The organism is Anabaena sp. CA = ATCC 33047 (assembly GCF_963870205.1).
GTDB lineage: Bacteria > Cyanobacteriota > Cyanobacteriia > Cyanobacteriales > Nostocaceae > Trichormus.
This window is the reverse complement of sequence record NZ_CAWMSA010000040.1, coordinates 296681-310217: the sequence shown is the minus strand read 5'-3', so window position 1 is coordinate 310217 and position 13537 is coordinate 296681. Positions and strand designations below refer to the sequence as shown.

12 protein-coding genes are annotated in these 13537 nt (G+C 43.3%); 4 read left to right on the top strand and 8 right to left on the bottom strand.

The window, feature by feature from the left end; genetic code table 11:
- Nucleotides 1-180: 180 nt before the first annotated feature.
- The 3 genes from AACS98_RS10850 to AACS98_RS10840 all read left to right on the top strand — a co-directional run bounded on the left by AACS98_RS10850 (nucleotide 181) and on the right by AACS98_RS10840 (nucleotide 3648).
- Nucleotides 181-1227: a glycosyltransferase family 4 protein gene (locus AACS98_RS10850; protein ID WP_066379436.1), complete on the top strand. Its 1047-nt coding sequence runs from the start codon at nucleotides 181-183 to the stop codon at nucleotides 1225-1227.
- Between the two features lie 54 nt (nucleotides 1228-1281).
- Complete coding sequence (locus AACS98_RS10845) at nucleotides 1282-2532, top strand: competence/damage-inducible protein A (protein WP_066379434.1); 1251 nt, start codon at nucleotides 1282-1284, stop codon at nucleotides 2530-2532.
- 321 nt (nucleotides 2533-2853) lie between these two features.
- Nucleotides 2854-3648: an LmeA family phospholipid-binding protein gene (locus AACS98_RS10840; protein ID WP_066379428.1), complete on the top strand. Its 795-nt coding sequence runs from the start codon at nucleotides 2854-2856 to the stop codon at nucleotides 3646-3648.
- A gap of 110 nt (nucleotides 3649-3758) precedes the next feature.
- Here AACS98_RS10840 and AACS98_RS10835 read toward each other — a convergent pair whose 3' ends face one another.
- The 8 genes from AACS98_RS10835 to AACS98_RS10800 form a co-directional block, all read right to left on the bottom strand.
- Nucleotides 3759-5150, bottom strand: coding sequence for a UDP-glucose dehydrogenase family protein (locus AACS98_RS10835; protein WP_066379425.1), 1392 nt, complete (start codon nucleotides 5148-5150; stop codon nucleotides 3759-3761).
- Between the two features lie 106 nt (nucleotides 5151-5256).
- Nucleotides 5257-6192: a UDP-glucuronic acid decarboxylase family protein gene (locus tag AACS98_RS10830; protein WP_066379423.1), complete on the bottom strand. Its 936-nt coding sequence runs from the start codon at nucleotides 6190-6192 to the stop codon at nucleotides 5257-5259.
- A 307-nt stretch (nucleotides 6193-6499) separates the two neighbouring features.
- Nucleotides 6500-8635 carry a cation:proton antiporter domain-containing protein gene (locus AACS98_RS10825; protein WP_066379628.1) on the bottom strand — a complete coding sequence of 712 codons (2136 nt, stop codon included), beginning with the start codon at nucleotides 8633-8635 and terminating at the stop codon, nucleotides 6500-6502.
- A 145-nt stretch (nucleotides 8636-8780) separates the two neighbouring features.
- On the bottom strand, nucleotides 8781-9437 hold the full coding sequence (locus AACS98_RS10820) for an HAS-barrel domain-containing protein (RefSeq protein ID WP_066379422.1): 657 nt from the start codon (nucleotides 9435-9437) through the stop codon (nucleotides 8781-8783).
- Between the two features lie 80 nt (nucleotides 9438-9517).
- Nucleotides 9518-9715, bottom strand: coding sequence for an NAD(P)H dehydrogenase subunit NdhS (locus tag AACS98_RS10815; RefSeq protein ID WP_066379419.1), 198 nt, complete (start codon nucleotides 9713-9715; stop codon nucleotides 9518-9520).
- Nucleotides 9716-9837: 122 nt separating this feature from the next.
- Nucleotides 9838-11154, bottom strand: a complete 1317-nt coding sequence (rodA, locus tag AACS98_RS10810) for a rod shape-determining protein RodA (protein ID WP_066379416.1) — start codon at nucleotides 11152-11154, stop codon at nucleotides 9838-9840.
- A 99-nt stretch (nucleotides 11155-11253) separates the two neighbouring features.
- Nucleotides 11254-12324, bottom strand: a complete 1071-nt coding sequence (locus AACS98_RS10805) for an Mrp/NBP35 family ATP-binding protein (RefSeq protein WP_066379413.1) — start codon at nucleotides 12322-12324, stop codon at nucleotides 11254-11256.
- 196 nt (nucleotides 12325-12520) lie between these two features.
- Nucleotides 12521-13042: a polyketide cyclase / dehydrase and lipid transport gene (locus AACS98_RS10800; RefSeq protein ID WP_066379410.1), complete on the bottom strand. Its 522-nt coding sequence runs from the start codon at nucleotides 13040-13042 to the stop codon at nucleotides 12521-12523.
- 334 nt (nucleotides 13043-13376) lie between these two features.
- Here AACS98_RS10800 and AACS98_RS23610 point away from each other — a divergent pair.
- A partial coding sequence (locus tag AACS98_RS23610; RefSeq protein WP_232317144.1) for a helix-turn-helix domain-containing protein occupies nucleotides 13377-13537 on the top strand: 161 nt, incomplete at its 3' end.

Below are 13537 nucleotides of genomic sequence, written 5' to 3'. Positions count from 1 at the left end.
GAGGAGCAGAGGAGCAGAGGGGAAAAATGCAATCTCCAGTCCCCAGTCCCCAGTCCCCAGTCCCTTCCAGTCCCCAATCTCAAATTCCCATGCTGATTAGGGTCGAAAATAAAGTAAAAATAGGAAGGAAACATCTACAGTAAATTTTTGTTAATTAAACTACATTTTTAAAACATACAGATGCTTGCTCAGATATATCATCTGATTGCCTTCCTGATTGCTGCCGTAGTCGTTCTCTGGACTACGCCAGATGTTAAAAATATTGGTATTAGAAGCGGACGTGTGGATCAACCAGGCGATCGCAAAATTCATGACCGTCCAATGGTACGCTTGGGCGGAGTTTCTATCTTCGCAGGTACTACAATCTCTCTGTTAATTGTTTGGTGGTTGGGTGGATTTGCCAACCTCCCACCGGATAAAGAATGGCAAATATGGGGCGTAACTTTAGGGGGGCTGGGCTTTTTTCTCATTGGGTTAGCCGATGACTTATTAAGTTTATCTCCCTTGAAACGCTTGCTTGTACAAATGATTGTTGCTGCCGGAGCATGGAAAGCAGGTGTAAGTATAGATTTTATCACCGTTCCCACCGTTGGTATAGTTGACCTCGACTGGCTAAGTTTACCCATCACCGTCATTTGGTTAGTAGGGATGGTAAATGCTATTAACTGGATTGATGGATTAGATGGTTTGGCGGCTGGGGTTTCTGGTATTGCGGCTATGGTGATGCTGCTGGTGTCTTTGTTTATGCACCAACCAGCCGCCGCTTTAATTGCTGCCGCTTTAGCTGGTGCTGCTTTGGGCTTTCTACGCTATAACTTCAACCCAGCACAAATCTTTATGGGGGATGGCGGCTCATATTTCATGGGCTTCACTTTAGCCTCTGTAGGTGTGATCGGTTTAGTCAAAATACCTGCTTTTACCGCCGTTCTTTTACCATACTTGATTTTAGCAGTCCCCATCGTCGATATGTCCGCCGTGATTTTGGCACGCTTGCGACGAGGTAAACTACCTTGGGTTGCAGATAAATGTCATCTGCATCACCGACTGCTAGAGGCTGGTTTATCCCATAGGTGGACAGTATTATTTATCTACTCTCTCACCTTGTGGGTGGGCAGTTTAGCCCTATTTGTGGCTGGTGTCCCTAGCAGCATTGTTTACATTTGTGCCGCTACTTCCCTATTAAGTTATGTGGTTTGGCGAGTTCGTAAATTCTCTCAACAGAAGTGAAAAGCAATAAAGTAATATAAGCAATCTTTACTTTTGCTTTTTTACCTATTAAAAATGAGTGCAGAAATTATTTGTGTTGGAACTGAATTGTTGTTGGGGGACATCCTCAACAGCAATTCTCAATTTTTAGCCCAACAACTAGCCCAATTAGGCATTCCCCATTATTATCAAACAGTGGTGGGGGATAATCCAGAACGCATCAAGCAAGTTATTGAAATTGCTATTTCCAGAGCTAAAATTTTAATTTTCACGGGTGGACTCGGCCCTACACCAGATGACCTCACCTGTGAAACCATTGCTGATTTTTTTGGTGTTCCCTTGCTGGAAAGTCCAGAAATTATTGAAGATATTACCCAAAAATTCGCCCAGCGTGGTCGGGTAATGACTCCCAGCAACCGCAAGCAAGCTTTAATTCCCCAAGGTGCGGAAATTTTACCTAATCCCAGTGGAACAGCACCCGGTATTATCTGGCAACCCCGTCCTGAAATCACCATTTTCACTTTTCCCGGTGTTCCTAGTGAAATGCACCGGATGTGGCAAGAAACAGCAGTACCATTTTTGAAAAGTCAAGGCTGGGGTCAAGAAATTATTTACAGTCGCAGTTTGAAATTTTGGGGTATTGGTGAATCGGCTTTAGCAGAAAAAGTTAGTGCTTATTTGAATCTGCCTAACCCTACAGTAGCACCCTATGCAGGTAAGGGAGAGGTGAGGTTGCGTGTCTGTGCCAAAGCGACTTCACCAGCAGCAGCCGAAGCTTTAATTGCGCCTGTAGAGAAACAAATTAAAGAAATTGCTGGGTTAGATTTTTATGGTGTGAATAATGACAGTCTGGCTTCCGTGGTTGGTGAGTTACTGCGGGGTTCAGGGGAAACTTTGGCGGTAGCGGAATCATGCACAGGCGGCGGTTTAGGGCAGATGTTAACGGAAATTTCCGGCAGTTCTGTTTATTTTTGGGGTGGTGTAATTTCTTACGATAATTCAGCGAAAGTTGGGTTACTGGGGGTGAACCCAGAAGATTTAGAAAAATTTGGGGCGGTGAGTGATACTGTAGCTGAACAAATGGCAATGGGTGTAAAAACTCGTTTGTCAACAACTTGGGGTTTAAGTATTACTGGCATTGCTGGGCCGACTGGGGGAACGGATATTAAGCCTGTGGGTTTGGTTTACATTGGTTTAGCAGGGCCGAAGGATGAAGTGGCGAGTTTTAAATATCAGTTCGGCACTATGCGCGATCGCTCGTTTATTCGTCATTTAAGTGCGTGTACAGCCCTGGATTTATTGCGGCGGCAGTTGTTGACAAGGTAGCCCCAAGCAAACAAGTTTTTGTAGGGTGGGCATTGCTTGGTAGTAGCTAAAACTCTGATTCTTACGTGTTGGTAATGCCCACCTGAAGCTTATTGAAAAGCTGGATTATCAGTTAGTCCTCATCTATTAGTCCTAGTGATGTGACTGTTAACATAATTCAATAATTCGCAACACTCATTCAAGAGTTACACTAGATACACTGAAGCTAATACCATCAGGCAACTCAGGTCAAATTATCAGGACAAATAATCGCTAGATACTTGCTCTATTCTTCACAGTTTGTTACAAAAGTACAAAGAACTTCGAGAGACCCAAAACCCAATGTTCGGCGGACTAACTGGTTTACAAGATCCTAAAGGCACTGATTGGGGCGAAAAAATGCTCAACACAGTCGCCAGCCAAACGATTCGCCATCTGTTTACCAAAAGCGAGTCAGTAGAAGTCCTTGTGCGCTGCTATCCCTCCAGCAAACTGTTGCAAGGCAGCATTGATAGTTTTAAAATGAGCGGTCGCGGTTTGGTCATCCGTAGAGATTTCGCGGTTGAGGAGATGTCTTTTGAAACGGATGCTGTGGCTATTGACTTTGGTGCAGTGTTGAGCGGCAAATTGAATCTTAAGCAACCGACGCAAGCGATCGCTCAAGTAATATTATCTGAAGATGGTATCAACCAAGCTTTTGATGCGGAACTCGTAAGAAAGCGGTTAGTAAATCTCTCTGTACCTGCTTTAACAGAATTATCTGGTGGTAAGCCAGTTTCGTTTACCGAGGTTCAGGTGAAACTGTTACCCCAGAATCGTTTAAAACTTTCAGCCAAAGCGGATTTAAACAGTGGAGAACTCATACCACTGCACATGACTTTAAGCATCGCTATCGAAAAGCGTCGCCGAATTTCTTTTAAAGACCCGCAATTAGAACTGGATTTAGTTCCAGAAGCACAAAAAGAAATATCCCAAACCCTCAGCCTAGCACTGGCGGAAATTTTAGATAATATGGTCGATTTAGACCGTTTTGATTTGGATGGGGTCAAAATGCGGCTCAACCGTTTAGAAACTGAAGGACAAAGGTTGATTTTTAGCGGCTATGCAGAAATTGAACGAATTCCCCGTAATTCTTAAATGAAATACCGCCTAGAAACATCTAGGCGGTACTCTAAAACTTAATTGCGAATTACGAATTGCGTTGGTGTTAGCCTACGGCTGGCGGTATTGGGAATTGTTTTCAATCTCTATCGTCCAATACCGATGTATTGGAATCCAGCCCTCATCATAGATTCGGGATCGAGGAAGTTACGACCATCGATCACGACAGGGTTGTGCATGAGTGTCGCCATTTTAGCGTAGTCGAGAGAACTAAACTGCGTCCATTCGGTGACAAGTACCAAAGCGTCGCAGCCATCAGCCAAACGTTCAGCATCGGTTTCTACTAACACGCCAGAAAGACCATGACGCATTCCTGTCTGGGAAATGATGGGGTCGTAGGCTTTGACTTTAGCACCTAAGCGGTTGAGTTGTTCAATTAAGTTAAGTGCAGGTGCATCGCGTAAATCGTCGGTATCAGGCTTAAAGGTGAGACCTAACAGACCGACTGTTTTACCTTTGAGGATTTTTAGGGCTTGCTGGAGTTTTTCTAGAGCAATTAGGCGTTGGCGTTCGTTGACGCTGACAGCAGATTTTAACAATTGAGCTTCATAACCGTAGTCGTCAGCTGTGTGAATCAACGCTGAAACGTCTTTGGGGAAGCAAGAACCACCCCAACCAATACCAGCTTGTAAAAACTTGTTACCAATACGAGAGTCTAAACCAATACCTTTGGCGACTTGGGTAACATCAGCACCAACGCGATCGCAAATGTTAGCGACTTCGTTAATAAAGCTAATCTTGGTAGCGAGGAAAGCGTTAGCGGCGTATTTAATCATCTCTGCCGAACTGAGGTCTGTTACCAATACAGATACAGGCGGTAAAGATTGGTCTTCGGCGAATTTGCGCTCAACAATCGGGGTGTACAGTTCTTGCATCATCGCGATCGCTTTGCTGCTATTACCACCTAGAACAATGCGATCAGGGTTAAATGTATCGTAAACTGCCGAACCTTCCCGTAAGAACTCTGGGTTACTAACGACATCAAACTGCGGTACAACCTCAGATAATTGCTCTTCGCTAGCTACTCCACCTGCTGTTACTAGGGTTTTTTGACGTTCAGCCATCCCATCTAAAACGATCATTCGCACCCAGTCACCTGAACCAATGGGGACTGTAGACTTGTTAACAATTACCTTATAACCACCATTGAGGTTAGCACCAATACCACGCGCTACAGCTTCCACATAACGGGTATCACTTTCACCTGTGGGTAAGGGTGGTGTTCCTACAGCAATAAATAAAATTTCTCCGTGGCTGACACCGGCTGCTAAATCTGTGGTAAATTGGATGTTCCCACGTTCAATAGCCGACTGCATAATTTCTGATAGTCCTGGCTCAAAAATCGGCGATTGCCCAGACTTCATCAGCTTGACTTTTTCTTCGTTATTATCTACACAAATCACATCATGTCCGATGTGAGCCAAGCACGCACCGGTTACTAAGCCAACGTAGCCTGTACCTATAACGCAAACACGCATTGTTTAACTCCTCACTTTGTTTGGGGTTTTTCTTAAAAAAGAAGTGTCAATTTTACACTCCCACTCTGCCAGGAAATGCCGTCAGTGGCAGAGTAAAGCTTGTATACTAAACGATATTTTTGATGCGATCGCGAAAATCTTCTATTGTCAGTTTTAACCCGTCTTGCAGAGGAATGGTAGGTTCCCAATTTAACAGGGTTCTTGCTTTTGTGATATCCGGTTGGCGACGACGGGGATCGTCAGCCGGTAAAGGCTCAAATTTAATTTCTGCATCCGGGTTGATTAAATTCTGCACAGCTTGAGCCAATTCTAAAATCGTGTATTCACCGGGATTACCCAGATTCACTGGGCCGATGTAGTCACTATTCATCAGGCGGAGAAAGCCTTCCACTAGGTCAGAAACGTAGCAAAAACTACGAGTTTGCGAACCATCACCGTAGACAGTTAACGGTTCGCCGCGTAAAGCTTGAACAATAAAGTTACTCACCACCCGCCCATCGTTTTCTAACATTCTCGGCCCGTAAGTGTTGAATATACGGACAACTCGAATATCAACTTTATTTTGTCGGTAATAATCAAACGCCAGTGTCTCAGCAATTCTTTTACCTTCGTCGTAACAAGAACGCAGCCCGATGGGATTGACGTTACCCCTATACTCTTCTGTTTGGGGATGAACCTCTGGATCACCATACACTTCACTGGTTGAAGCTAAGAAAAACCTAGCCTTCACACGTTTAGCCAACCCCAACATATTGAGTGTACCTATGACGTTAGTTTTAACGGTTTTCACGGGGTTGTATTGATAATGCACTGGGGAAGCCGGACAAGCTAGGTGATAAATTTGATCCACTTCTAACCGCATCGGTTCCGTGATGTCATGGCGGATGAGTTCAAAGTTCGGATGATTTATCCATTTGAGGATGTTACGTTTATGACCTGTGTAGAAGTTATCTAAACAGATGACTTCATGGCCTTCAGGCATTAATCGGTCAATCAGATGGGAACCGATAAAGCCGGCACCACCCGTTACCAAAATTCTCATATTTTTTTAGTTGCTTACAGATATTGCTAACTGCTTATCGTTAATTTAGAATACCCAACCCATGTATGAAAATACAGAATGAATAAGGATAATTCGCAACTTAACAATAAAATAGAGTAATTTTACTACGTCTTGATTTTTGTGGCATTGTGTTAAATGCTTGCCTAAGTCATATAGCAAAATAACAAACATCATCTAATGTTTGTCTTTACCTGGCTGAGAATTTACCAAATCTTTAATAATATAAAGTATTTTGAAGACAAAGTTACACAAAACTGAGTTGTAACTCTTTTATCACTATGGAAAGTCAAACAGTAGCTGTTTTGTTGATAAATACTGATTGTATACTTTCTGCCTTGGCGCGCTGAGTTTCGCTTAACAAGACAATAGAGCAGGTGAGTTGGCTGGCTAGCTGAGTTGTCACATCACTCATAGTTAACCCGCTAGAACAGATAGGATTACGTATAAAAGGTAACACTACTAAATCATATAATCTTGCTGCCTGTAGAATGGCTTGGGCAACATTTTCGTGAGCAATTATTTGAACTTCTGGTGGATTTGGTAAAGCCAATTGAGATACGAGTAAGGACAGATGCGATCGCCGCCAGGCTATTTTGCTAGAACTGGTATGGCGATCGCACACATTTAACACCGTGACTTGGGCTTGATTGGACTCTGCCAACATCTGAGCAAACTGCACAGGCTGTAATCTCGGTGTAATTAAGTTTTCCACTGGTACTAAAATGCGTTGAATTTTTTGGGGTGAATCTACAAGCCTTGTGACTGCTACTGGACAATGGGAAGCCCAAAGTACACTATCAATCACATTGCCAAATAATCGCGCCCGCAATCCAGTACGTTTACCCCAACCCATAATAATTAAACTGGCTTTTTGTTCGCGAGCTGCTCGGCTAATTCCTGGTGCAAAAGCATCATCAATTCTTAACAGTGCTGCTGATTCTACACCTAAAGCTTGACTTTGGGTTGTTGCTTTGGCTAACAGACGTTCACTTCTTTGCACAGAGGATTCTAATTTTGGCGCATCCATCTGAGCCGCAGCAGTAGCGATCGCTAGCGGTATAATTCTCCCTTTTGTCTGACGGGCTATTAATGCCGCCATTTCAATTAAATACTGCTGAGTTTGAGGATTATTAACAGGTACAACAATAGTCAAAGGATGATTGCAGATTTCTTCAGTTGGTTGTGTAACTAAACTTGAGTAGACAGGTTCACTGACAGGTGTAGATATTAAAGCTGTGGCTGTACGGCTCGTCATCAACGGCCCCAAAATTGATGTTACTAACATTAAAATAACGAAACTGTTTAACACTGTTGGTGTTAATAAACCAGCCTGATATCCTACAAAAGCTGTTGCTAAGGTTATACCCACCTGCGGAATTAATAATGACCAGATGGTAAACATTTCCTGCCAGTGATAGCGATAAACTAATTTTGCTAACCAAGCAGCAATAAATTTACTGGCGATTAAACCAACCGTGAGCAAAAAAATTAAATTTAAGGTAAAAATATTGTTATTCCGAGTCGGCAAATCCAGCAGCAAACCCAGATTAACAAAGAAAATAGGAATAAATAAGGCACTGCCCACAAATGTTACTTTTTCTTTGACTGCCCCCTCACCTACAGCTTCATTGACTGCTAAACCTGCTAAAAATGCGCCTACAATTTTGGTGATGCCGATCAATTTAGCACCTAATAAAGCTATAAATAGCGACAACAAGATAAAGAAAAATTTATTGCCTTCATCATCTCCTGAACGGCGAAAAAATTCTTTACCAGCCCAATCTAAGCCTACCAAAATCGCAATAGAGTAAATAATTAACCATCCCAACCAAGTGAGTAGTTGCGCTAGACTGAATACCTTCACCGAAAACGCTACACAAACTGCTAATACTAGAATTGCGCCCATATTTGTCCACACTGTAGCGGCAATTGTCGTAGCAACAGCTTGGTTACTCACTAGCCCCAAACGACTGACTAGAGGATATGCTAAAGGAGTATAGGAAGCAAATAAACAGCCGATTAAAATTGAACTGTTCCAATTAAAGCTCAACATTCTTCCGATGCTCGTTCCCAAAAGCAACGGCACACCAAAGCTGAAACAGCTAAAGCCAAAAGCACGTTTTCTGCACCGCCGTAATTGCTGTATTTCAACTTCTAAACCGGCGACAAACATCAGATAAACTAACCCCATATCTGAGAGCAGGTTAATCATGGGTGATTCTTTATGGAAGATATCCCAACCCGATGGCCCAAGTACCACCCCAGAGAACACTAAACCCACTATTGCCGGTAATCTCAGCCGTTCAAACAGGATGGGTACTACGAAGATAACTACCAGCAAAATAGCAAAGGGAACAATTGCTTCCTGGCCGAAACCTGGGGAATTTGGTTCTAGAGCAAGGACTTGTAATATTCGTTCCATAGGTAGGGTGATTAGGGGCAACATTGAAGCTGTGATTACCTTGGAAGTAGTCTTCCGCAGTCATCAATCACGATAAAAGCGACGCTAATCTATCAAGAAAGTTGAAACTTAACATTATCTAGGCAATTGTCGGATAATTAACTACCTATGGGTGGATTTGGCTCAAAATGAACCGGAGGCGATCATAGTCGTCTTTTAGCAGGATGCTTAAGGTACGTCCCGCTTTAATCAGCCAATCCCGATCAGCTTGGCGTAACTTATACACTTCCCGAATGGCTGCCGCAGTTAAAGATTCTACTGGTGCGCCGTTGATCACAAGTAGCGTCCGCAAAAAATCTAGTTCTTCGGTGAACTTAACTATTAATTCTGGTTCGCACCGATAAACAGCTTGATGAATTTGTGGGGGACGGGGTGGTAGATACTGGTAAATCCTGTTTTTAGCACCTGGAATCGGTGATGGTTGCTCAAATCCGACGATTGCCGCCCGAAATTCAGTTTTGAGCATGGCAAAAATTTGGGGTTGTTCTTCCCGCAAATCCTGCAATGATAACCCCAAAGCTACCGCCCGATGTACAGAATCAACGGGCATAGTGGTAGCATAGTAAACTACAGCATAAACTTGATTACCTGACTCTTCATCCACAGCCCGCACCCAGCTACCAAAAGCTGGCATAGATGGAAAGCTTAAATCTTCCGGTTCTAAGCATTGAGCCAAGAATTCCGTAGAAGTAGTCTCGATCACCTCAGCAATGTGGTTAGGGTGGCGATCGCCTGTGTCAAACTGTGGTAAGGGAAGCCGCATCTGAGTTATGAGTCCTGAGTCAAAAGTCCTGAGTCAAGAGTCATTAATCTATTACTCATGACTAATGACTCTTGACTAATTTATTTTCCTTTTTTCTTGCCAGTAGTAATCTCTACAGGTTCGAGTTCTGATAGACGGAAGGTGATGATTTTATCCCAGTTACCGCCTTCAAACAACACAGCTACTTTACCATCACTAACTCGCTGTACCAGCCCTTCATAACGATAGTAAGTATCTGCGGGATTCTTGACACGAACAGTTGCGCCAGGTAGTATCATGACTTTTATCCTTGTTGATCTCCTGTTATTAGCTTAATACTTGTGATTACTCCATAGTCTAGAGTTTCGAGACAATAGTTCCCAACTGCAGTTGATCAACTATTGACTATTCACTTGTAGGCTTACAAATAATACTTCTGTCGTTGTCGAAAATTGGCTACTGATTCTACTATTCCTAAAGCAATGAAATTTGTTAGCAAAGCAGAACGACCGTAACTCATCCACGGTAAAGGAATACCAGCTACAGGTGCTAAACCTACATTCATACCGACGTTGACAATCAACTGAAATACAATCATCGACAACACACCAATAGCTAACAAAGAGCCAAAATTATCCTTGGCTGTTTGAGCTATGCGTAATAGGCGCAGGCAAATTAAGCAAAACACAAACAAAACAATCAAACAACCCACAAAGCCGAATTCTTCACCCACGGCAGAGAAAATAAAGTCAGTATGCTGTTCAGGGACAAAATTCAGTTGAGTCATTGGCCCTTGAAACAAACCCCGCCCCCAAATCTCACCCGCACCAATAGCAATCCGAGATTGATGTTGGTGATACCCAGCCCCTAATATATCGTGGTCGGGACGTAGAAAGGTTGTCAGTCGCGCTTTTTGATAATCCCTCAAAATATGGTTCCAAGCGAAAATCCCTAATTCTCCACCCACCATATTGAGTGAACAAGCACCAATACCGGCAATACCAAAGCGTCGCCAAGGTAGAGTTTGCCAACCTAAAATTCCCATAGCCAATGACCAAATTATACCTAAAGGGCTGAGGGGTATATTGTCAAAGACTACAAGGGGTGCTGATAACGGCCAGGAGATGCCAAACAGAATTGCTGCCACTACTGGAGAAATCAATAAGATTAACCAACCTGGATTGGCATTTGCCCAGTACAGCATCCCTAGAACTATGGCTCCAAATACTAATGATGTTGCCAAATCAGGCTGAACAAATACTAATAACCAAGGTAGGGCTGTGAATGCCAAAGCCCGGAAGAAGTTAGGGAGGTTGTCAGCCGTCCTTTTGTGTAATAAAGCCGCTAATGTAATAATTATCCCTATTTTGGCAAATTCTGATGGTTGCACATTAAAACCACCAATAGTTATCCACCGTTGCGCCCCTTTTGCGCTAGTCCCAGCAATCATGACTACAATCAGGCTGAAGTTTGTCAGGGCATAAGTTACCCAATGCCACTGAAGTAGATTTTCGTAACGACACCGAGATATAAATAATGCAATCAAAACGCCAATACTGGCAATCAGCCAGTGCCACCACCAGTCTGTGACTGGTTGCTTGAGTTCTGTACTCAGGATCATGAGTCCGCCAAAGATGCTGACAGCTATAGCCAACAAAAACAAGAGCCAATCTACTTGCTGCCAAGGTTTAACCCAATACTTCCAGCGAATTGTGGGTAGCGCACGTTTTAACAACATTGTTGGTGTGAGTTAAAAGTTTAGGGATGAGATGTGTGAATATTCATCAATCTGTATTCCTAGGTGATGGCCTAGGAATCAGAAAAAAATGAAAATTTCTTATGTCAACGCTGCGACTGACACTTTACCTGCTATTGCCAGTGCGATCGCTTTTAAGGCTTTGGCTGAGGCTGAATCTGGATCAGCAACAACTATTGGTACACCATTGTCACCGCCTACTCTCGTAGAAATCTCTAAGGGGACGCAACCCAACAAAGGTACGCCTAATTCACCTGCGGTTTTGGCACCGCCACCAGAACCAAAGATGTCGTATTGTTTCTCTGGCATATCTGGGGGAATGAAGTAGCTCATATTTTCTACTATTCCCAATACGGGGACATTCATCTGTTGGAACATCCGCAAGCCCTTACGGGAATCTAACAAGGCTACAGTTTGGGGTGTAGTCACAATTACTGCCCCAGACATGGGAACGGATTGAGTTAATGTTAATTGAGCATCGCCTGTTCCTGGGGGCATATCCACAATTAAATAGTCTAGTTCGCCCCACTGCACTTGATAAAGAAACTGACGAATCACGCCATTTAACATTGGCCCACGCCAGATTACTGGCTGATCTCGGTCAATCAAAAAGCCCATTGAAACTAATTTGACACCATGATTAAAGGCAGGTTCAAGGACTTCCCCTTTATCTGTGGAACGCACAACAATTTCAGCATCGCCTAACCCTAACATGGTGGGGTCATTGGGTCCGTAGATATCCGCATCTAGCAAGCCGACTTTTGCCCCTGTTTGCGCTAAAGCGACAGCTACATTCACAGCTACCGTGCTTTTACCTACACCACCTTTGCCACTGGAAACAGCCAGAATATTTTTGACTCCAGGAACTCCACTGCGGTCAGGTAAGCTTTTTTGTTGGGGTGTTTCTGCTGTCACTTCGACACTGACATCTGTCACCCCAGGCAATTTTTTCACCGCTTTTTCACAGTCTTCTACAATAAATTCCCGCAGTGGACAAGCGGGTGTAGTTAAAACCAAAGTGAAGCTGACTTTACCACCTTCGATTTTGACGTTGCGAATCATGTTTAGTTCTACCAAACTTTTTCGCAATTCAGGGTCTTGCACTGGCCGCAAGACTTCTAATACAGATTGGGAATTGAGGACATCGTACATATACAATTCAAAATTTTTGCATTCAAAATGAAGAAATGTAAAGCAATAATTGCTTAGTGTTCTCTCTGGGTTCGGCGTAACAAAATTTAAAAATTTTTATTATCACCTAATAAAATCTTAACTTTCATTAGTCATTAGTCATTAGTCATTAGTCATCAGTTATTAGGTTTTCTCCCCAATCTCCAATCCCTGCCAATTACCAGTCCCCAATCCCATGCAGTGGTTTTTTCTGTGCTGATACTGCTTGCAATGCTGCTTTTTCGACTGCTTCGACTAAAGAGCGTGCTACACGATCCGCGTAGGGACGAGAAAATGACCAAATTAGGGGCGATAACCAGCCACGGAGAGTGACTGAGTAAGATAAACAAGTACCACAAACGGTTGATTCTACTTGGTAAGTTACCCGTTCTTCTACGCCAGGAATGGCCATCACTCGAATACTCAGCATTTCCCTAGGGTTGACGCGCTCTACAAAAATGCGGATGGGAATTGGTGAAAAGCGCGTTACCGCTTGATAAATCAATCCGGGTTTGGGTACTAATCCATAGGGGACGTTGGTACTTTTAAGTAGTGGATGCCAGGAAACATCTGTCAAATCAACTACTTTTTGCCACAGGTCATCTACGGAAGCAGAACTAATTTCTCGATATGTCCGTACCAGAGACACGCAAAACCGACGGTGTTTGCGGTGGATGAATTTCGATAACCAAGCTTTCATTTACCTAATCCTCCTCGCTACACACTTGCTGGTCACTCTGGCATAGTCTGTTACTGTGATTTACCCCTAAAGTACACTTTCTTGCTTTTAGCCAGCAAGCTTCACCTCACGGTCGGTTTTGGAGCCTAATTCACCAGAGTTTGGTGCTAATACCAGAAGGTTCCCATCAAGAAGTACAACAAAAATTGAGTCAATATACAAGCCTATACGGATTTGAGGGTTAGTAGCTAGTTATTTATTTGCTAACTATTGTTCACAAATACTCACATTTCATCCAGGTGACACAACTGATGTTTGTGGTGATCATGTCGGGCTTTGGCTGTAAAATACCATCATGCTACTAGGATTTAAGACACAACTAAAAGTAAGCAAGCAACAACGACTACTACTAGCACAACACGCCGGAGTAGCCAGACACGCTTGGAATCAAGGTTTAGCATTGTGTCAACAGGTACTCCAACATAACAAGTACGGGCGAACGGCCGTTCGCCCCTA

What these genes read in the sequence shown, in the direction of transcription:
- AACS98_RS10850 (WP_066379436.1), top strand. Translation starts at nt 181, where the DNA reads ATGCTTGCTCAGATATATCATCTGATTGCCTTCCTGATTGCTGCCGTA.
- AACS98_RS10845 (WP_066379434.1), top strand. Translation starts at nt 1,282, where the DNA reads ATGAGTGCAGAAATTATTTGTGTTGGAACTGAATTGTTGTTGGGGGAC.
- AACS98_RS10840 (WP_066379428.1), top strand. Translation starts at nt 2,854, where the DNA reads ATGTTCGGCGGACTAACTGGTTTACAAGATCCTAAAGGCACTGATTGG.
- AACS98_RS10835 (WP_066379425.1), bottom strand. Translation starts at nt 5,150, where the DNA reads ATGCGTGTTTGCGTTATAGGTACAGGCTACGTTGGCTTAGTAACCGGT.
- AACS98_RS10830 (WP_066379423.1), bottom strand. Translation starts at nt 6,192, where the DNA reads ATGAGAATTTTGGTAACGGGTGGTGCCGGCTTTATCGGTTCCCATCTG.
- AACS98_RS10825 (WP_066379628.1), bottom strand. Translation starts at nt 8,635, where the DNA reads ATGGAACGAATATTACAAGTCCTTGCTCTAGAACCAAATTCCCCAGGT.
- AACS98_RS10820 (WP_066379422.1), bottom strand. Translation starts at nt 9,437, where the DNA reads ATGCGGCTTCCCTTACCACAGTTTGACACAGGCGATCGCCACCCTAAC.
- AACS98_RS10815 (WP_066379419.1), bottom strand. Translation starts at nt 9,715, where the DNA reads ATGATACTACCTGGCGCAACTGTTCGTGTCAAGAATCCCGCAGATACT.
- rodA (WP_066379416.1), bottom strand. Translation starts at nt 11,154, where the DNA reads ATGTTGTTAAAACGTGCGCTACCCACAATTCGCTGGAAGTATTGGGTT.
- AACS98_RS10805 (WP_066379413.1), bottom strand. Translation starts at nt 12,324, where the DNA reads ATGTACGATGTCCTCAATTCCCAATCTGTATTAGAAGTCTTGCGGCCA.
- AACS98_RS10800 (WP_066379410.1), bottom strand. Translation starts at nt 13,042, where the DNA reads ATGAAAGCTTGGTTATCGAAATTCATCCACCGCAAACACCGTCGGTTT.